Source organism: Bacillus sp. NMTD17, assembly GCF_002998735.1.
GTDB lineage: Bacteria > Bacillota > Bacilli > Bacillales > Bacillaceae > Bacillus.
Window position 1 is genome coordinate 760,132 of sequence record NZ_PVRH01000002.1, and the last position, 18,802, is coordinate 778,933.

Consider the following 18,802-nt stretch of genomic DNA (forward strand, 5'->3'; position numbering starts at 1 on the left):
GCAAATAAAAAGAGCCTCATTCAAAGTGAATAGGCTCTTTTTTGTTATTCATCAGCTGTTTGCAACAGCACCCTTTTGCAGTTCGTACATTTGCGCATACAGCCCTTCTTGCTGCATGAGTTGATCATGACTGCCTCGCTCGACAATTTCACCTTTTTCTAATACCAAAATCATATCGGCTTTCTTAATGGTGGATAATCGGTGAGCAATGACAAAAGTCGTTCGTCCTTCTTTGACGACATCAAGCGCCCGCTGAATGATCGCTTCTGTTTCTGTATCAATGTTTGCGGTGGCTTCATCTAAAATTAAGATCGCTGGATCGTACGCTAATGCACGGGCAAATGAGATTAACTGACGTTCTCCTGAGGAAAGAGTACTTCCCTTTTCAACGACTGGTTCATCAAATCCTTTTGGCAGGTGCTTCAATAACTCTACTGCGCCTACTTGCTTTAATGATGATTCAATCGTTTCTCTTTTAATGTCTTCATTTCCTAAGCTGACATTGGATGCAATCGTTCCGGAAAATAAATACGGGTCTTGAAGCACAATGCCCATTTGTTTACGCAACGTTTGGCGTGACTGGTGATAAATGCTTTCCCCATCTATGAGAATGTCTCCTTGCTGAATGTCATAAAAACGCAGCAGCAAGTTCATGATCGAGCTTTTCCCAGAACCGGTATGCCCCACAAGTGCAACTGTTTGGCCTTTTTTGGCCTCGAACGTAATGTTCTTTAATACATTATTTCCTTCATTATAAGCAAAGGTGACATCTTGGAACTGAACGTGTCCCTCCATTTTCTTTTGAACAGGTTCTTCCACTGTTGTTCCTGGCTCATCCAATAATCGGAAAACCCTTTCCGATGAAACCCTTGCTAATTCCAATCTCGAGAACTGGTTCACAATGCCTGTAATCGGCTGAAATAATCGATTTAAATAATCGACAAACGCATAGAGCACACCAATTGACACAATGCCCGTCGCACTTAAGGACGCACCGCCAAAATACCAAATGAGTGCCACATATGCTAAATTCCGAAGCAGGTTAACCAAGTTATGCGACAGAAGTGAATTTAAATGCAGCATCTTTCGCTGATATCGAAAGTGATTGTTGTTCAGCTCATCAAATTCCTCTTTCGTCACTTTTTCATGACGAAACGCTTGAATAATGGTCATCCCTTGAATGGCTTCATTTAGCTTGGCATTGATGTCACTAATGATCGAACGAATGCGGTGGTTGTACACTGATGCAAACTTTCTGTAGGTCATTGACCATAGGAAAATAATCGGTACCGCCACCAAACAAATGAGTGCCAGCTTCACATTTAATAAAAACATGGCAATATAAATTCCAATCATGTAAATAGCACTCGTCACGAAATTAGCGAGGACTGTCACATATAAATCACGAATGGTTTCTGTGTCATTGGTAATCCTCGCTACGACCTTTCCAGCCGGTAAATTATCAAAATACCGGATAGGCAGCGTTTGAATATGCTCAAATACATCAACCCTCATTTTTTGAATAATTCGATTGGCTATCCGCTGTAGCAGATAATGCTGCGCATACTGAAAGAAAATCGCAATGACGAGAAGCCCTAGATAAAATAGAACAAGCTGCACCAAACCACTGATTTCCGGCTCATAAAAAGAGAAAATTTCTTCTTTTGATAAACGCTGTACTTCATATGTCTCGCGCTCGTTCCCATTTTCAATGGTAAGCTGATCTCCGGATATCTTTCGGTTTCCATCAAAACGAATCGGCTCATTTACAAAATAGTAACCGAATCCGACTTGCACCACATTGATTTGTTTTCCGGATTTCATATCACTGTCTAATCGATCGCTTCGTATATAGTTATTTCCCTGGTAATAAACGGTTTTGTCTGTTTTTTCATTGACCTCGACATATGGTTTTTCTACACCTAAAATATGATCATCAATCATTTTCTTCCCAATAAATGGTCCTGTCAGTTCAGCACCTACTGCAATGATGAGAAAGATCAAGGCAACAGACAGTACTTTCTTATAAAGGAGTGCGTAGGCAAGGAGTCTTCTTCCTGTTGTCATGCCTCATCCCCTCCTTCCAGCTGGTTTGTCAGCTGCTGACGCAGAAATTGTTCTTTGTACCACCCATCTTGCTGAATGAGCTCTTCGTGGGTGCCCTTTTGGACAATGCGTCCTTCTTCCATGACAAGTATGAGATCCGCATGCTCAACAGCTGATAGACGATGAGTCGTAATAAACGTCGTTTTCCCATGACGATTTTGCCTTAAATTTTCTAAAATAGCGGTTTCTGTTTTTGCATCTACCGCAGAAAGCGAGTCATCCAGTATCAAAATGTCGGGGTCTATTAATAAAGCGCGTGCAATGGAAATTCGCTGCTTTTGTCCACCTGACAGTGCCACACCTTTTTCCCCCACCATGGTTTCGAGACCCTCTGGCAAAAGACGTAAATCTTTTTCAAAGTAAGCATCTTTGATCGCTTGTGCTAGTTCATTTTGTTTTGCGTCCCGATGACCAAAGCGCATATTCTCTTCTACACTTTTTGAAAAAAGGATATGATCCTGCGGTACGTATCCGATCCATTGAAATAGCTGATCCAATTCGATCTCTTGGATTGGGACTCCTGATAGCAGGATTTGACCATCACCTGTTGGATACTGGCGTAGAAGCTGTTTTACGATAGTCGTTTTACCGCTTCCTGTTTTGCCTGTAATTCCGATTGTCTGCCCTTTTCGAACCGTAAAGGACACATCAATTAAATTATCTTTAGGGGAAGTTGGATACCTGAATGTCACGTGATCAAACTGAATATCGCCAGGTTCTTGTAACGTTTTTGGCTGAGAAGCGTCTGTGACATCCGGCTTGTAGCTGAGTGTATGATTCAACCGGTCTAACGACGCATTTCCCCTTTGCATAATATTAATCAATTCGCCTATCGCAAACATTGGCCAGATCATCATTCCAAGATAGACGTTAAATGCGACAAGCTCACCAATGGTTAAATCACTTTGGAACACAAGATAGGCTCCGTAGCCGATTCCAATTAAGTAGCTGACACCGACAAGTAATTTCACTGTCGGCTCAAACAATGAATCAATGATCGCCACTCTCATATTTTTTTGAAATACATCATCTGTCATTTGGCGAAAGCGTTCGACATCTTGTTTCTCCTGTACAAAAGACCGAATAACCCGGACACCTGCGACTGATTCAAGGACGCGATCGTTCATATCACCAAATGCATCTTGAGCAACTGTAAAGCGATCATGAATCTTGCTGCCATAATACGCAATCAAGAGCGCCATCAGCGGCATAGGGATGATCGCCATTAAGGTTAATTTCCAGCTAATCGTCAGCCCCATCGTAAAGAAGATCATCAGCATATAAGCAGTGGAATCAACCAATGTCAGAACGCCAAAACCTGTCGTTAAAGCCACAGCATTTAAATCGTTTGTACCTAATGCCATTAAATTACCGGTTTTTTTCTTTTCATAAAAGGTGGGTGTCATCTTAAGTAAGTGACGCATGAGCTTCCCGCGCATCACACGCTCCATGACATTTGCGCCGCCAAATAACTGATACATCCAAAAATATGTCAGCGTATAGACGACGACACCTAGCAAGCAAAAAATGGTTACATAAAACACAATACTGGATGTTGTAAATTGACCAGAACGAATGTCATCAACTGCCTGCCCAAGATATCTTGGCGGCAGCATTTCAAGCACATTCACAATGAGCAGAAGCGTAATGGCGATCGTATAACGCCTCCACTCTTGTTTGAAGAACCAGCCTAATTTCGCAAATACTGAAAACATGTTTGTCTCTCCTTTTAAAGCTAGCCGCTTTCTAGATTTTCCTGGCTGTCACCTTGTTTCGTTTTTTTGGTTTTTGTCATTTGTCTTGCTTTTGGCATGTTCACATGCTTTCACTCCTCTTCATTTACTTGTTGATCTCCATCCCTTTATTTCGAAATGCGAAATGAATACAACAAAAAAAGAGGCAACCAGCTGTCTGGTACGCCTCTTTTAGTCATGTAAAAAGGCGCATGTTGACAAATACGCAACATACGCCTTGATTCATCCGATCAATTGGAACATACGAGTCCCTTTTCAATGACCAATGAAGGTGTAATTGTCACGTGAATCAACCCATTCATGCAGTTTGATTTCATTCTTCCAATGTTGCACATGACATTTCCTCCTTTTGGCTCTTGAATCTTTTTTTATCTTATAGTGGCTGTCACCATTTTGTCAATAAATATTTTTCAATAAATGAAATTTTCTAACAAAAAGTTCACCGCCTTCATGTGTATCTTTTTCAGATAACGGGTATACCATGAGTGTAAAGACTCCTTTTGAAAGGAATGAGGACATTGTTTCAAGCTGATCGGATGGTCGTTGCGTTTGATGGACATGAAGACAGTAAGAAAGCATTAAAAAAGGCAATCGCTCTAGCCAAAACCTTGAATGCCAAGCTGACTGTTGCCTATGCACATGATGGCAAATCAAGCAGACAGGTGTTTGATGCACCACGCCCAATGACTGGCGGAGCTTATATCGGCGGCGGCATGGCAGACCTTCAAACACCCCCTGTGTATGTACCTCATGATGAACAGCAAAGTCCCTTGATTTTTGAAGATCATACAGAAGAGGTCGTTGCAGAAGCAAGAATGCTTTTAAATGAGGAGCAGTTTGAAGCTGCCATTGAAATTGTTGAGGGGGAACCAGCGGAAGCGATTATCGAATATGCTGAAGACATATCAGCAGACCTCATCGTCATGGGAGCACGTGACCAAAGCAGATTGAAAAAAATGCTCTTTGGCAGTGTAAGTGAAAAGTTATCATCAAAATCAGATATACCTGTGCTTATTGTAAAATAAAAGAATCACAAAAGGCTGTAAACATTGGTTTACAGCCTCTCTTTATTTATGAAGAAATAGATGCTTCACTTTCATGTTTAATTTTTTGCTGGAAGCCTTCCTGTACACGCTTTGTCAACTCTCCTGGAACGCCTTCCCCTACTGGCTGGCCATCAATTTCAACAATCGGAATGACTTCAGCCGTCGTCGAGCTGATGAAGATTTCCTGCGCGCGCAGCAGCTCTTCTTTACTTATACGAGTTTCTTCAACACTGCATCCCTCTTCTTTACATACCTCAAGAAGCTTTCTACGGGTAATACCGTTTAGAATAAGATTGTTTGCTGGATGGGTGCGAATCACGCCATCAATGACGGCATATACATTCGAGGAGGTTCCCTCAGTCACAAAACCATCTCTAATGAGAATGGCTTCAAATGCACCAGCTTCAGATGCCTTCTGCTTTTCCATGACGTTATATAAGAGATTTAAGCTTTTAATATCACATCTTAACCAGCGAAGGTCCTCAGATAATATGGCCTTTGCACCAGCTGTCTGCTCATGAACAGGCTTTTTCACCTGGAACGTATATGCTGTGATTTGAGGAGTGAGAGAATCGCCATATTGATGTTTACGAGGTGCGATGCCCCGCGTGACTTGAATATACACACCTCCATCTGTTAATTGGTTGTGGGCGACGAGCTGTTTTAACTTTTCTTCCATATCTGATACTGCACCTTGAAGATGAATGCCGATTTCTTTTGCACTCTTGAACAGACGCTCTGTATGCTCTTTTAATGTAAACAAAGTCCCATTGTATACACGGATGACCTCATAGACGCCGTCACCAAATTGATAGCCTCTGTCTTCAATATCAACATGTGCATCCTTTTTTTCAATGAAATCGCCATTATACAATACTTTCATACGGAATCTCCCCTTCGCTTCGCATTAATGGTTGAGTCTGATGCTATCTTAGCGGATAAATGAGTACGTTTCAATGATTATTCAGAATTATTTCACATCATGATAAATGGTCAACTTTCTATTGTAACAAACATAGACTCATAACCAAAAAGATTCCAATTTTTTAGCATCTTCTATATTCATAGGCTCTTTTTTCCTGTATACTTAATCGATATGAGCACGACAAAAAACAGCGGAAAAAGACAGAATCTACTACATGATTCGACACAAATTTTTGATTTATTGGAGCGATTGTAATGCAACGGGTTACGAAAAAACAGACACCTTCAAACACGATGCTGCTCTCAAAGGCGATTGGTTTAGTGATTCTGTCACTGATCCTCTTTTTTATTTGGGATATATCTAAAACCAATATGCAGGCAGCAGATCAGCCGGCTAAAATGTCTGCGAGCAGTCAATTCCGAGACACAAGCGCAAGTCTGAAAGCAAAAGATGATTCTACGAAAACATTAGATGCACATTTTAAGATCAACCCAAACAAACATGTAACGGATCAAACGATCTTTTTAACCTTTGATGATGGTCCGTCAGCGACATCAAATCAGCTTTTAGATGTGCTCAAAGCGCATCAAGTAAAGGCCACATTCTTTATGCTTGGGCCGCAGATTAAGGAACACCCGGCAGCTGTGAAAAGACTTCATCAAGAAGGTCATCAGTTAGGGCTTCATGGTATCACACATGATGTGAAACGCTTTTATCAAAAAAGTGATTCTCCCGTCAATGAGATGAAGGAAGATCAGCGCATTTTGGCTTCTGTCACAGGTGAGTATACACATCTTGTGAGAACACCTTATGGCAGCGCCCCAAATTTAACGGATCAGCAAAAGGCACGTTTAAAACAAAAAGGCTTTGTATACTGGGATTGGACAATTGACAGTCTTGACTGGAAATATAAAAGCTCAAAATATGTACCAGAGGTATTAAATCAGCTGCAAGTGCTTGAGACAAAACATCCAAAAGAACCAAAAATCATCTTAATGCACGATCAGCCAGCGACAGCAAAATACTTAAACAGTTTAATCACACAGCTAAAAGCGAAGGGCTATACATTTGAAGTCCTTGATGAATCGATGAAGCCGCTGCAACAATAAAGAAAGACCCCGCACCTTTTTTGGATGCGGGGTCTTTGATGATTTATAAAGCTTTCACGAGATCGCCAATTCGCTCATGAAAGACAAGATCAAACAGTGGATCGTATTCTGTTTCACTCAAATTCATCATCACCTTGAAGATGGAAGGATTTTGAGCGGCATCTTCTGGAATATATCTTGCTGGCGCCACTTCTAGGGAAGTCCCCATGACGAGCAGAAGGTCCGCTCGCTGAAGTGATTTCTCTACTTGATCAAAATGTTTGATCCTGTCTCCAAAAAGGACAACATCTGTTTTCAGCACACGCCCACATGTCCGTCCGTCTGAGGAAACCTTTAGACATACAGGCACTTCTTCTTGTAATAAATAAGGCAGTTCATATATCGCATGACACGATGGGCAAGTAGCTGTTTGAATGGAGCCGTGGAGTTCATATACATGCTGGCTTCCTGCTTTTTTATGCAAGCCATCAATATTTTGGGTGAAAATATCCACATGTTTTCCTTGTTTCTCAAGGCTGGCTAAAAAGGTATGTCCACTATTGGGCTTGTACTCTCCGCTCATTTTCATCTGAAACAATTCCTTGAATTTCGGCCAGAATTGCTGAGGGTGTGATAAAAAGTAGGACCGGCTCATCGCCTCCATGCGGGCGGTGTCTTCAGTCCATAAGCCGCCCGTTGATCTAAAATCGGGGATACCTGATTCCGTGCTCATACCCGCACCTGAAAGTACCATAATATGTGAAGCCTGCGTTAATTTCTCGCTTAGCGCTGCCACCTTTGTTTGATCCACTCACCATTCCTCCTTTATTCACCCAGCTGTTTTTCGCCTTTTTGTTTCATATAAATGGTCTGTCCAGGGAAGGCAAATTCTACACCTTCTTGATGGAAGATATCCATGATACGGTAGTTAATGTCCTGTTTAATATCAAGGTTTTCAGCCCAGGCCGTCGTGTTTGTGTAAAAGTTGAAAAATAAATTCAAATAACTGTCTGCCAGTACATCGAGATTTACCATGATCGTCTCCTTGTGCACCCCATCATGTTCATAAAGCATTTGTTTGAGACGTTTGATGCATCGGTCAAGATTTTCCTTTGGTGTATTATAGGATACACGTACGGAAAACGTAATTTGGCGTTTATTCATTCTCGTCCAGTTCGTGATAGGTTCCTTTGAAAGCGTAGAATTCGGAACTGTCACAACAGCTTCAGCAGGTGTTCTAAACTTTGTGCTTCGAAATGTAATGTCCTCGACAGTTCCAAGAACACTTGGCGTCTCCACAAAGTCACCCATTGTAAAAGGCTTCTCTGTAATGATGACGATCCCTCCAAAAAAGTTCGCCACCGTATCCTGGGCAGCAAGCGCAAAGGCTAGACCACCTAGACCAAGACCTGCCACAAGTCCATTTACATCATAATTAAATTCTTGTGCAATGACACTAATACTTAGTGCAATGATAATGAAGCGAAGTACCTTTGATAAAAACGGTGCTAAAATATCATCCATTTCCAATTCAAATTTCGAATTTACTTTTTGAAATAAGAAAGAAGAAGCTGCGGTTAAATTACAAAGCCCCCATGTCAGCATCAATATAATGGAGGATCTATATAATTTGACGATGACATCCATATGATGCTCAAAGTATGGTGCCTGTCTTAACGCAAAATATAACCCAAGTGCGACAAAAAACAGTCTGGCTGGCTTTTCGAAAGCCACAACAATTTGGTTAATGACCTCCGTTTTAGACCGATTGGTCAGCCTAAAGAGAAGATGAAATAAGTACTTCGTAAATACTTTCCGAAGCAATAAAAAAAGCAATAAAATACAAAGGCTAATACCGATTTGGATCGCAACATCTACTGTAAAATATGTATCCATCCATTTTTGTGTAATCATGTTTGTCTCTCTCCTTTAAAACAATCCTCTCTAGTTTATAATATAACCTTCGTTTATGTCCTCTCATAAATGTCTGACCTCTATATAAAAAGCCTCGGGACCAGTCCCGAGGCATGATGTTCAATTATGAAATTTTGGCTAGAGACATATCGACGGGCAGCAAACTACTTTTTCTTCTGAGCCTGATCAAGGAGAGTCGCTTTAAACATTTCAGCATCCGTTTCGGCCTTAATACGTTCTTCCACTCTAATTCTCCCTTTACCCAATCATCTCGCCTCCTTTTCATCATTATAAAACATCAGAATTTTCAGTCAACATGACGAAAGCACTAATATTTTGGCGAACGCTGACGATTTGGACAAAATTGATCGAAGAAAAATTGATGTACTTCAGATTTACTCAATCATGGCTTGGGATATTCCTGCAACTTTTCACATTTGAATCATCATACTTTCTTAGCAATGCGATTCACCATTACATACAGCTCTTCTTCCCTCCATATAGTAAAGAAGGAAAAACGGTAAAGCATTTGATATGATAAGACCAGAACTTATGTCAGGGAGCTGGAGCATGTGTATATTATCGCGCATAGAGGGTCATCAAGTGCTGCCCCAGAAAATACAATTGCCGCGTTTGATTTAGCTGTTCAGCAGGGTGCAGATTATATTGAATTAGATGTACAGCTCACATTGGATCAGCACGTAGTCGTGATCCATGATGATACAGTTGACCGAACGACGAACGGAAACGGTTTAGTCAAAAGCTATACACTTGATCAGCTGAAAAAACTGGACGCAGGAAGCTGGTTTGACCAGCAGTACACGAATGAACGAATTCCAACATTACAAGAAGTTCTTGAGAGATACAGTCAGCGGATCGGGATATTGATCGAGATCAAACACCCAAGACGGCAGATAGGAATTGAAAAGGCAGTTGTCGACATCATCAATCGGTTTGCCTATTCTCGTCATATCATGATTCAATCTTTTGATGATCATGCACTTCAAAGAATCAAAGCTTTCGCCCCTTCTCTTCGAACAGCTTTGATTATAAAGCCTACTGCATATAAACTGGCGAAAAGAAAGTTAACTGCATACAGCTCGTTTGCTGATTGTCTTAATATGAAGAAAACGATGATCAACAGATGGTGGATAGACCGCATCCACTCATTCGGGATGGATGTGTTTATATGGACTGTGAAAGACCAAAAAACAGCCGATCGGATCAAAAAATATCCCGTTGATGGAGTGGTGACGGATCACCCGCCATTTTTTCTAAAGGAGAAATGATGTAAATGAAAGCGTATCTTGCTGTATTTATAGGCGGACTGCTTGGGACACTTTGCAGATATGAACTAAGCCAATCGATTGTCAGCCAAACATTCCCTTATGCAACGCTAATCGAAAACGTAACAGGCAGTCTGCTTCTTGGTTTTTCAACAGGATATTTTATGTTCCAGAAGGGAAAAAAATATCTTGCCGCTTTGATCGGAACAGGATTTTGCGGAGGTTTTACGACAATGTCCACTTTTTCTAAAGAAACGGTTCTTTTATTACAGACTGGGCAATTCACCTCAAGTGTGATCTACATCCTGCTCTCAGTCATTGCCGGAGTAGCCGCTGCCTTATGTGGACTGATGCTTGCTCAGCGGCTCTTTCATCAAAATAAGCAGCAGAGAGGAGGCAGATAAATGATCGTTTTATATACAGCTGTTGCCGGCGGGATTGGCAGCGCCCTTCGTTTTTTCATTAGCCAATTAATACAGAAAACCAAGTCTCATGCTCGTTTCCCGTATAGTATTATTCTCATCAACTTATTAGGTGCTGCCGGTTTAGGTATACTGACAGGTGCCGTGACTGCCAATCATCCGCTGCTTATGATCATTGGAACAGGTTTTTTCGGTGGCTTTACAACATTCTCTACGTTTAGTGTAGAGTCTGCGACCATGCTAGAGCAGCGGCAAATCGGAAAACTTGCTGTCTACTTATTGATGACGATCATCGGGTCTTTCTGTCTCTTTGCTGCGTTCTATCAAATAGGACATCACCTTTTTTAAATATTGGTAATGGCGGCTAAGCTGATGAGCAGTTGATCCATGAGCTGGCGCTTCATTAAAAAGAGTGTTTTTTCACTGTAGCCGATTTCCATCGCACATTTGGCCATCCGCCAATCTCGAAAATATTTGTAATCGATGAGCTGCTGCTCTATTTCATCCAACTCTTTTAATGCTGTTTTAATACATGCAACGATGAGTTCATACTGATTTTTTTGCTCTTCTAACTTCTTCCGTGTCATGTGATCCAGATGATGCGGGCTTCTTTTTTCAAGCTGTCTTTCGATATTTAAAATCGCTGCCTGGTAATTTTTGAAATTCTTCAAATGAAACTCAATACGTTTCATTGAGGTTTTTTTCTCTGTGATACTTGCTGTTTCATACCAAAGCATGTCCATCCCCCTCTATCGAACATTTGTTCTTATTATAACTCGAACAAACATTCGTAAAAAGAGACTAAATACCTAAAAAAACCTTGAGCTTATTTTTCGCTCAAGGTCATTTCATTTACTAACAGCGGCTCTTTTATATCAAGCCCAGTGCGTGCATTTCCTTTTTCTGATGATATGACGCCTTTCTTCAGGTCGATCTTTTTAACATAGCGTCCATCCATCTCCAAGACCTTCATCCGAATATCATCAAGATAAATGGATTGTCCTTCTCGGATATCAATATTCTCTTTTAAGATTAACCCGCCTATTGTATCAATTTCTTCATCATGATATGACATTTCGATCAAATCTTGAACTTCATCTAATCTTACTTTGCCATCTAAAACATAATGATGATCGGCTCTTTTTTGAATAACCGGCTGCTCATCTTCATCGAATTCATCTCGAATATCTCCAACAATCTCTTCTAAAATATCTTCTGTTGTGACAAGTCCAGACGTTCCGCCATATTCGTCGGTTAAAATCGCCAAATGCATTCTATCGCGCTGCATCTTGACGAGAAGCTCCTGAATAGGAATCGTGTCAATGACCTCAATCACTGGATATATATAATCTTGAATCTTCAGTTGATCTTTTTCTCCTTGATACACAAGATCTGCAAAGAGCTGCTTTTTGTTCAGCATGCCGATGACATGGTCTTTATCCCCTGAAAACACGGGAAAGCGTGTATACTTTTCCTGCGTCATGATGGAGAGGATATCATCTAGCGGCATATCTTCTGGAATGGCACAAATTTCTCTCCGCGGTACCATGATCTCTCTGGCAATTCGATTATCAAAGTCGAAAATTTTGTTCATATAATTATATTCTGATGGGTTGATTTCCCCATTTTTTAAGCTCTCAGATAATAAAATCTTCAATTCCTCTTCAGAATGGGAATGTTCTTTTTCAGACCCCATATCGATGCCCATCATTTTGGTTAGAACACGGGCTGACCCGTTTAACACATAAATGAAAGGGAACATCAGGATATAAAATGCATGCAGCGGGCCTGACAGCCAGAGCGTCATTTTTTCCGCCTTTTGAATCGCAAGCGTTTTTGGTGCAAGCTCACCGACGACTACATGCAAAAAGGTAATAATAGAGAACGCAAGTGTTGCTGAGATCAGGCTGATTGCTGAATCAGGAATGTTTGTCAAACCAAAACCTCGAACCAAAAGTTCTTTTACAGCCGGCTTACCAATCCACCCTAAACCAAGGGATGTCACTGTAATACCGAGCTGACAGGCTGACAAATATTCATCTAGCCTTGATGTCACCTTTTTCGCCACGATGGCCTTTTTGGACCCTTCGGCAACAAGCTGATTAATTCTTGAACTTCTCACCTTTACTATGGCAAATTCAGATGCAACAAAGAAAGCTGTTAAAGCAATCAAAACACCGACTATACTCAGATTAACAATATCGTCCATTTAACCTTGCTCTTTCTTAGAAGAACAAGGAGTCACCTCCTGATTGATGATGTTATATTTTGCAAAACGGTTAACTGATTAAATAAGACTACATTGAGGGCCCCACTTAACCACCTCCGGTTCACGTATAAATCCGCCTCTCTACATATATATGAAACGGTATTCATTTTTATCTTACCATAAATAATCTGAAAATTCCTGTATCACCATGTTAAATTTGACAGGACAATCTAGACTGAGAAATCCCTCTCTAATGTTCATATCGGCAGGAAATATGAACAATTAACTTGTATTTCAGACTCGAATTATATTAAACTATTTTCATAAACTATAACGTGACCGGTTAGGAGGAGATGTTCAGATGGGGCTGAGAAAAAGTATCGTATTGGTGAACTAGCACAGATTGCACAGGTGACGAAACGAACTGTAGATTATTATACAAATCTAGGTTTGCTTGCGCCTGTTAGATCTTGCTCAAATTATCGTTATTACGATGAACATGCTTTAAAACGATTACAATTAATCGTTCTTTGCAAACAGCAGAGATTGGCTCTTTCTGACATCAAATCCAGATTAGATGAACAATTCCCTTCTCAAAAGGAAGATCCTGATGAACTTGTCCATTTAACCTCTGATATCGATCGGATGAACGAGCATATGGACCGCATTTTGGTACGTTGTAAGCAGCTTCAGCCAGAACAACGTGAAAAATTAAAAGAGCAGCTTACACCTGAAAAGATGACGGCTGTCCAATCATTTTTACTGCTGTTAAGTTAAAATTTTTACTAAACAGGAGGTGTTACCTTCGTTCTCAAAGTCAGAACGAAGGCCTTAATTGGACATAGTTAATTTACTTATAGTTGCTTTGCTTATAGCTTTAACCGCATTTTTCGTAGCATCAGAGTTTGCGATCATTCGCTTAAGAAGCTCAAGAATTGATCAGTTAATCGCAGAAGGTAATAAAACAGCAGTTGCTGTCAAGCATGTCACGACTCACCTTGATGAGTATCTGTCGGCCTGTCAGCTCGGTATTACCATTACCGCCCTTGGTATTGGTTGGTTAGGGGAAGAAACAATTGCGCACATGCTTGCTCCACTATTTGTAGAGCTGTCCATTCCTCAATCAGCTAGTTCTATTGTCACTTTTATTATTGCGTTTAGTATTATGACGTTTTTACACGTTGTGGTTGGAGAACTTGCACCAAAAACACTCGCCATTCAAAAGGCGGAGCAAGTATCTCTTCTTTTTGCTAGACCGCTAATGATTTTTTACAAAGTGATGTTCCCGTTTATCTGGGTATTAAATGGATCTGCTCGTTTGTTAACAAAAGCGTTCGGTCTTCAGCAAGTTTCTGAGCATGACATGGCGCACTCTGAAGAAGAATTGCGGATTATTTTATCAGAGAGCTATAAAAGCGGCGAAATTAACCAGTCTGAATTCAAATATGTAAATAAAATTTTTGAATTTGATGACCGTCTGGCGAAAGAAATTATGATTCCTCGTACCGAAGTTGTCAGCTTCCCTCATGATATTACCATTGAGGAAATGCTGAAGGTGACCAAGGTAGAAAAATATACACGTTATCCAATTGAAGATGGCGATAAAGATAACATGATTGGTGTTCTGAACATTAAAGAGGTTCTCACTGCCTGCATTAGCGGTGAGTGTTCTACAAGTGATACAATCGAAAAGTTTGTCAACCCGATTATTCATGTGATTGAAACAGTTCCTGTACATGATTTATTGCTCAAAATGCAGCGTGAACGTGTACACATGGCGATTTTATCAGATGAATACGGCGGTACAGCAGGTCTTGTGACTGTAGAAGACATCCTTGAAGAAATCGTCGGTGAAATTCGTGATGAATTCGATATTGATGAAATCAACGAAGTGCGTAAACTTGGAGAAGACCATTACATCTTTGATGGAAAGGTTCTAGTTGACCAAGTCAACCTGCTCTTAGGTACGCAGCTTGATAACGAAGAGGTCGATACGATCGGCGGATGGTTCCTTACACAGAAATATGAAGTTGAGAAAAATGACACCATTCGTGAACAAGGCTATGAATTTATCATTAATGAAGTCGATGGACACCATGTGGTATATATCGAAGTCAAAAAGTTAAATGAACAATTAGCAGAAGCCGCTGAAGAAGGCGCTTCTTAAGAAAAAAACGACCCTTGCCAAAGCAAGCGGTCGTTTTTCTTATGCCTTTTCCATTAATTGAGCTTCAAGTTCTTTAATTCTCGTGTTTAATACTTCCGTCATGGCACCTAACCGTTCTTTTGGCGGCAGATGCTCAAATTCTGACTGCTCAATCGGTTCACCGATAATTAAGCGCATTTTCCCCTTTTTGAAAAGACTTTTCGCATTGGACGGTCCTTTGTACGCTGCTGGAACGATTGGCGCTTTACCGAGCTGGGCAATGGTGACCGCACCTCTTTTTAAAGGTACATCCTCTGTTGTACGTGTTCCGCTTGGAAAAATCCCAACGATCTTCCCCTCTTTTAATAATTTAATGGGCGTTTTAATACTGCTTGGCCCAGGATTCTCTCGATCAACTGGAAAGGCATGAATCTTCTTTAAAAATCCACCGATCCATTTATTTGCAAACAATTCTTTTTTCGACATGTAGTGGATCTCAAACGGAAGAATCCCTGCGCCTAATGCAAGAACATCCACAAAACCCTCATGTGTACATGCAATGACAAACCCCCGATCCGTTGGCAGATTCTCTTTTTGATATACTTTGATTCCGCCTCGGAGAGAAAATAATACTTTGATGGTATAGCCTGAAAATTTATACATAGTGCACTTCCTTTGTTTGAAGAATGAAGGATTTGTTTCTATTATAACAAATTTTTTATTACCTGGTACTAAAAATTTCATGAAACAGCCAAACCATCACATCATTTTTCGTTAAGAATCATCGTTCTTTCTGTATCCAGGTCCATGGTTTTAGGAGAGAATAGAAGAGGAATTGTGTCCAATTTTGTCGTTTTTTAAGGTTTTTTCCTGATTTGTTCTATTGAAAATGCTTTATAAATGGCGTAAATTTCGCTATGATAAGGAGAAATGATTTTGATTCGGCGAAAGAGATGAGTAATGTACGGTATTGAGAAGTTTCGTGCAACTTTATGCCTTTCTTATGCGTGTATAACATAGAGGGGAGAAAAATCAGTGACGATCGATGAAATTTATCAAATGTATATGAACGATGTTTACAGGTTTCTGCTCTCCATGACAAAAGACAAACATTTGGCAGAAGACTTATTGCAGGAAACCTTTATGCGTGCTTATATACATATTCATTCCTACGACCATAGCAAAGTGAAACCTTGGTTATTTCAGGTGGCACGAAATGCTTTTATTGATTATGTCAGGAAACATAAAAAAGAAGTGACCATATCGGATGATCTAATTGGCGGCCTTTTACAAACGTCTGTACAAAGCCCTGCTGAACAGGTTGAAATAAAAGAAGTCCTCAACATGTATTTGGAGCAGCTTCCAGATAACTACAAGGAAGCGTTGACATTGTATTATTTAAAAGAACTGAACTACAAGGAAGCATCCAAGGTCATGAATATTACTGAAGCAAATTTTAAAAGTGTTTTATTTCGTGCAAGGCAGCGCCTAAAAGCACTTTACAACAGAGGTGTTAATGATGAATGAAGAGTTTAACAAGCGATGGGAACAATATAATAATGGTGAGATGAACGAGGAAGAAATGATGGCGTTTGAAGAAGAACTTGAAGAAAACGAAAAACGCTTAAGTCAGGAACTGAACGACTCGGATTGGACAGATTTTTCCATCAGTCCTGAAAAGCAAAAAGCCATCTTACAATACGGAAAAAGAAAGTCTTATTTACGTATTTCCGTGCTTGCTGTCATATCGACACTCATTATTTTACCACTTTGTACATTAGGAAGTTATCTATACTACGGTGTGGGCGGAGCAGAGAGCAAAGGGAATCACTTCATGGAAACAGCCGCTGTCACCGTCGCTTTGACGAAACCAAACGTGGCGATTGATATGAAGGATTTAAAAGGCCAGGTCAAGCTTTTTGGGATGAACACCGAATTGAAGCTGCAAAAACAAATTGGCAATAAAACAGAAGCCATTGGCAGTGAACAAATCGAGATGTTTTTCGATAAATTAAAGCAGCCTACCATCTCGTATTATGGTGACAGCGCACGCGATACGGAGGATTTCTTTACCCATCCTTCGGCGCAGCCAGATGCATCAAAAAAACAAACACTCACTACTTTAGACAAGCTTCCTGAAGGAACAGTCAGTGAAGTGTATGTATCCTATGACAAAGCTTATACACCAAAGGACGTTTATTCCTTTGCTAAAAAATATGATATGAAAGTGCTCTGGAATGCGATTAAAACAGAGGATTCATTAAGCGGGAATCAGCGGCCAATCGGCTTCCCTGGGAAAGACTCTGAATTCTTAAAAGAGCTTCAGCACACATCAAAAACAGAGGTAGATCAATTTAAAGATGCCCTTGCTTATGTGGATCAGCACCCAACCTGGGCAAAAACGATCTCTGGCAGACCTGAACTGGATCTGTCAAACCGAATACGCTATATCAACCAAAATGGTGTCACGATTTATGGCTCTGTGATCACAGGTCCTTCGAAAGAAATCGAGAAATTTGTGAAGACAAAACGCATTAAAACGGCAAAAGTGAGCGAGGTGGAATTATGGAATTGGTAAGAATTTTTAAAGAGCATAATGTATTTGGCTGGATTTCCGTCGGTACAGCGATATTATCCCTGCTCATGCTGAACCTCGCCATTATCAGCAACGTGACATTTTATTCTTTTCAGATGCTTCCTTTTGCAATGGCCGCAGTTCCATTTGGCATTATTGAACTGTTCATTAAAAAAGGCCGTACAGGCCCAGGGTTCCTCGGTGTCGTACTGAATATCTTTGTTATTGTTTGTGTCTACACCATCGTATCGATCGATGTCGATCTTCAATTAGGTTTTTAAATCTCATTAGATGAATAGCCAGTGTTACTTGACTAACGCCAAGCAGCACTGGCTTTTTGGTATTTTCTTAAATATACCCAACGGTAAGTCTACAGCGCAAATAAAAAGAGACTGCTTCATAAGCAGTCTCTTAGAATAAATTAGTTCACAAATGTTTTCGCTCCAAGGTAAATCGGCTTCCAGTAGCTTGAATTCATATTACTGATCGTCACACCATCAGAAGCAGCATGAATAAACTTGTTGTTCCCAATGTAGACACCCATGTGAGATGGACCCGATTTATATGTTGTAAAGAACACGAAATCGCCAACCTTTGGTGTTGATACGCTTTTCATTGATCCCCAGAAACCTTCAGTTGTTTGTCTTGAAATCTTTTTTTGTTTATTAATGATATACCACATAAACCCGCTGCAATCAAAGCCCTTTGGTGTCGTTCCACCCCATCTATATGGTGTGCCATTGTGCGCTTTAGCATCTGCTACAAGCTTAGACGTGTTTAAAGAAGAAGCAGAAACTGTTTTTTCTTTAACAGGTGTTGTCTTCACTTTTTTAGATGTCTTTTTGACCTTTAGCTTTTGCCCAATTTTGATCAGGTTTGTTTTGAGTTTATTTAACGATTTCAGCTCTTTTACAGTCATGCCGTACTTTTTGCCGATTTTAGATAATGTATCACCTTTAACAACTTTATGAATAGCTGTCGCTGACGCCGCTTTTACTTTTGTTGTTGTTTTTGATGTTTTCGTAGTTTTTTTTGAGGAAGTACCATTTACTTTTAAAGTTTGTCCAACATAAATCGTGTTAGATTTCAGCTTATTGTCTGATTTAATCTTGCTCACACTTGTTTTGTATTTTTTCGCTAGAACAGAAAGAGAGTCACCTTTTTGAACTTTTACTGATTGTGCTGAGGCAGCTCCGGCAAATAATGTCGTCCCAAGTAGAACTGCACTTGCAGCTGTGATCAATTGTTTTTTCATTTGTTCCTCCTGTATGTATCTATCGTGATCCGAATTTTATCTACTTACTATTATAAGGATCAAATACCAGAAGAAA

General features: G+C 40.3%; 20 protein-coding genes. 10 read left to right on the plus strand and 10 right to left on the minus strand.

The window, feature by feature from the left end; translation table 11 throughout:
- Positions 1 to 51: 51 nt before the first annotated feature.
- Positions 52 to 2,067, minus strand: coding sequence for an ABC transporter ATP-binding protein (locus tag C6347_RS09010; RefSeq protein ID WP_060595884.1), 2,016 nt, complete (start codon positions 2,065 to 2,067; stop codon positions 52 to 54).
- Positions 2,064 to 3,821, minus strand: coding sequence for a multidrug ABC transporter ATP-binding protein BmrC (gene bmrC, locus C6347_RS09015; RefSeq protein ID WP_060595882.1), 1,758 nt, complete (start codon positions 3,819 to 3,821; stop codon positions 2,064 to 2,066). Before bmrC ends, C6347_RS09010 begins: the two co-directional genes overlap by 4 nt.
- 557 nt (positions 3,822 to 4,378) lie before the next feature.
- On the opposite strand from bmrC, the gene C6347_RS09020 reads away from it, so the two are divergent.
- Positions 4,379 to 4,885 (plus strand): universal stress protein, encoded by a 507-nt coding sequence (locus C6347_RS09020; protein WP_003210990.1) that lies wholly within the window; start codon positions 4,379 to 4,381, stop codon positions 4,883 to 4,885.
- 46 nt (positions 4,886 to 4,931) lie between these two features.
- Here C6347_RS09020 and dat read toward each other — a convergent pair whose 3' ends face one another.
- On the minus strand, positions 4,932 to 5,789 hold the full coding sequence (gene dat / locus C6347_RS09025) for a D-amino-acid transaminase (RefSeq protein WP_060595878.1): 858 nt from the start codon (positions 5,787 to 5,789) through the stop codon (positions 4,932 to 4,934).
- Between the two features lie 296 nt (positions 5,790 to 6,085).
- On the opposite strand from dat, the gene C6347_RS09030 reads away from it, so the two are divergent.
- Positions 6,086 to 6,940 (plus strand): polysaccharide deacetylase family protein, encoded by an 855-nt coding sequence (locus tag C6347_RS09030; RefSeq protein ID WP_066031100.1) that lies wholly within the window; start codon positions 6,086 to 6,088, stop codon positions 6,938 to 6,940.
- Between the two features lie 43 nt (positions 6,941 to 6,983).
- Here C6347_RS09030 and C6347_RS09035 read toward each other — a convergent pair whose 3' ends face one another.
- The 3 genes from C6347_RS09035 to C6347_RS09045 all read right to left on the minus strand — a co-directional run bounded on the left by C6347_RS09035 (position 6,984) and on the right by C6347_RS09045 (position 9,099).
- Positions 6,984 to 7,715, minus strand: coding sequence for an NAD-dependent protein deacylase (locus C6347_RS09035; RefSeq protein WP_374955734.1), 732 nt, complete (start codon positions 7,713 to 7,715; stop codon positions 6,984 to 6,986).
- Positions 7,716 to 7,744: 29 nt separating this feature from the next.
- A complete protein-coding gene (locus tag C6347_RS09040; protein WP_060595874.1) occupies positions 7,745 to 8,833 on the minus strand; it encodes a mechanosensitive ion channel family protein in 1,089 nt (362 codons plus the stop codon).
- A 164-nt stretch (positions 8,834 to 8,997) separates the two neighbouring features.
- Positions 8,998 to 9,099, minus strand: a complete 102-nt coding sequence (locus C6347_RS09045) for a YhdX family protein (protein ID WP_017360338.1) — start codon at positions 9,097 to 9,099, stop codon at positions 8,998 to 9,000.
- Between the two features lie 306 nt (positions 9,100 to 9,405).
- Between C6347_RS09045 and C6347_RS09050 the strand changes: the two genes are divergently transcribed.
- From C6347_RS09050 to crcB (C6347_RS09060), 3 genes are read left to right on the plus strand one after another with little or no spacing between them, the layout of a single operon-like run.
- Positions 9,406 to 10,122 carry a glycerophosphodiester phosphodiesterase gene (locus C6347_RS09050; RefSeq protein WP_106071595.1) on the plus strand — a complete coding sequence of 239 codons (717 nt, stop codon included), beginning with the start codon at positions 9,406 to 9,408 and terminating at the stop codon, positions 10,120 to 10,122.
- Positions 10,123 to 10,127: 5 nt separating this feature from the next.
- Positions 10,128 to 10,523 (plus strand): fluoride efflux transporter CrcB, encoded by a 396-nt coding sequence (crcB, locus tag C6347_RS09055; protein ID WP_060595870.1) that lies wholly within the window; start codon positions 10,128 to 10,130, stop codon positions 10,521 to 10,523.
- Positions 10,524 to 10,889 (plus strand): fluoride efflux transporter CrcB, encoded by a 366-nt coding sequence (gene crcB / locus C6347_RS09060; RefSeq protein ID WP_060595868.1) that lies wholly within the window; start codon positions 10,524 to 10,526, stop codon positions 10,887 to 10,889.
- Here crcB (C6347_RS09060) and C6347_RS09065 read toward each other — a convergent pair.
- Positions 10,886 to 11,278: a hypothetical protein gene (locus C6347_RS09065; RefSeq protein WP_060595866.1), complete on the minus strand. Its 393-nt coding sequence runs from the start codon at positions 11,276 to 11,278 to the stop codon at positions 10,886 to 10,888. The two genes, crcB (C6347_RS09060) and C6347_RS09065, sit on opposite strands and share 4 nt — an antisense overlap.
- Positions 11,279 to 11,367: 89 nt before the next feature.
- Positions 11,368 to 12,750: a hemolysin family protein gene (locus C6347_RS09070; protein WP_060595863.1), complete on the minus strand. Its 1,383-nt coding sequence runs from the start codon at positions 12,748 to 12,750 to the stop codon at positions 11,368 to 11,370.
- Positions 12,751 to 13,134: 384 nt separating this feature from the next.
- On the opposite strand from C6347_RS09070, the gene C6347_RS09075 reads away from it, so the two are divergent.
- A complete protein-coding gene (locus tag C6347_RS09075) occupies positions 13,135 to 13,527 on the plus strand; it encodes a MerR family transcriptional regulator (RefSeq protein WP_106071596.1) in 393 nt (130 codons plus the stop codon).
- 58 nt (positions 13,528 to 13,585) lie between these two features.
- Positions 13,586 to 14,917 (plus strand): hemolysin family protein, encoded by a 1,332-nt coding sequence (locus C6347_RS09080; RefSeq protein ID WP_012009419.1) that lies wholly within the window; start codon positions 13,586 to 13,588, stop codon positions 14,915 to 14,917.
- A gap of 39 nt (positions 14,918 to 14,956) precedes the next feature.
- Here C6347_RS09080 and C6347_RS09085 read toward each other — a convergent pair whose 3' ends face one another.
- Positions 14,957 to 15,559: a lysophospholipid acyltransferase family protein gene (locus C6347_RS09085; protein WP_034663683.1), complete on the minus strand. Its 603-nt coding sequence runs from the start codon at positions 15,557 to 15,559 to the stop codon at positions 14,957 to 14,959.
- A 372-nt stretch (positions 15,560 to 15,931) separates the two neighbouring features.
- Here C6347_RS09085 and C6347_RS09090 point away from each other — a divergent pair, with 372 nt between their 5' ends.
- The 3 genes from C6347_RS09090 to C6347_RS09100 are packed head-to-tail and all read left to right on the plus strand — an operon-like array spanning position 15,932 to position 17,752.
- Positions 15,932 to 16,423 (plus strand): sigma-70 family RNA polymerase sigma factor, encoded by a 492-nt coding sequence (locus tag C6347_RS09090; protein WP_003211938.1) that lies wholly within the window; start codon positions 15,932 to 15,934, stop codon positions 16,421 to 16,423.
- The gene (locus C6347_RS09095; protein ID WP_034663685.1) at positions 16,416 to 17,474 is read left to right on the plus strand and encodes an anti-sigma factor; all 1,059 of its coding nucleotides are present in this window, start codon (positions 16,416 to 16,418) and stop codon (positions 17,472 to 17,474) included. Before C6347_RS09090 ends, C6347_RS09095 begins: the two co-directional genes overlap by 8 nt.
- Positions 17,462 to 17,752, plus strand: a complete 291-nt coding sequence (locus tag C6347_RS09100; protein WP_034663689.1) for a hypothetical protein — start codon at positions 17,462 to 17,464, stop codon at positions 17,750 to 17,752. Before C6347_RS09095 ends, C6347_RS09100 begins: the two co-directional genes overlap by 13 nt.
- A gap of 140 nt (positions 17,753 to 17,892) precedes the next feature.
- On the opposite strand, the gene C6347_RS09105 is transcribed toward C6347_RS09100, so the two are convergent.
- Positions 17,893 to 18,726, minus strand: coding sequence for a C40 family peptidase (locus C6347_RS09105; RefSeq protein ID WP_106071597.1), 834 nt, complete (start codon positions 18,724 to 18,726; stop codon positions 17,893 to 17,895).
- Positions 18,727 to 18,802 lie beyond the last annotated feature (76 nt).

Excerpts from the sequence above, each read along its gene's own strand:
- crcB (WP_060595870.1), top strand. The coding sequence starts at position 10,128 with ATGAAAGCGTATCTTGCTGTATTTATAGGCGGACTGCTTGGGACACTT.
- C6347_RS09070 (WP_060595863.1), bottom strand. The coding sequence starts at position 12,750 with ATGGACGATATTGTTAATCTGAGTATAGTCGGTGTTTTGATTGCTTTA.
- C6347_RS09040 (WP_060595874.1), bottom strand. The coding sequence starts at position 8,833 with ATGATTACACAAAAATGGATGGATACATATTTTACAGTAGATGTTGCG.
- C6347_RS09065 (WP_060595866.1), bottom strand. The coding sequence starts at position 11,278 with ATGCTTTGGTATGAAACAGCAAGTATCACAGAGAAAAAAACCTCAATG.
- dat (WP_060595878.1), bottom strand. The coding sequence starts at position 5,789 with ATGAAAGTATTGTATAATGGCGATTTCATTGAAAAAAAGGATGCACAT.
- C6347_RS09030 (WP_066031100.1), top strand. The coding sequence starts at position 6,086 with ATGCAACGGGTTACGAAAAAACAGACACCTTCAAACACGATGCTGCTC.
- bmrC (WP_060595882.1), bottom strand. The coding sequence starts at position 3,821 with ATGTTTTCAGTATTTGCGAAATTAGGCTGGTTCTTCAAACAAGAGTGG.
- C6347_RS09100 (WP_034663689.1), top strand. The coding sequence starts at position 17,462 with ATGGAATTGGTAAGAATTTTTAAAGAGCATAATGTATTTGGCTGGATT.
- C6347_RS09095 (WP_034663685.1), top strand. The coding sequence starts at position 16,416 with ATGAATGAAGAGTTTAACAAGCGATGGGAACAATATAATAATGGTGAG.
- crcB (WP_060595868.1), top strand. The coding sequence starts at position 10,524 with ATGATCGTTTTATATACAGCTGTTGCCGGCGGGATTGGCAGCGCCCTT.
- C6347_RS09010 (WP_060595884.1), bottom strand. The coding sequence starts at position 2,067 with ATGACAACAGGAAGAAGACTCCTTGCCTACGCACTCCTTTATAAGAAA.
- C6347_RS09105 (WP_106071597.1), bottom strand. The coding sequence starts at position 18,726 with ATGAAAAAACAATTGATCACAGCTGCAAGTGCAGTTCTACTTGGGACG.
- C6347_RS09085 (WP_034663683.1), bottom strand. The coding sequence starts at position 15,559 with ATGTATAAATTTTCAGGCTATACCATCAAAGTATTATTTTCTCTCCGA.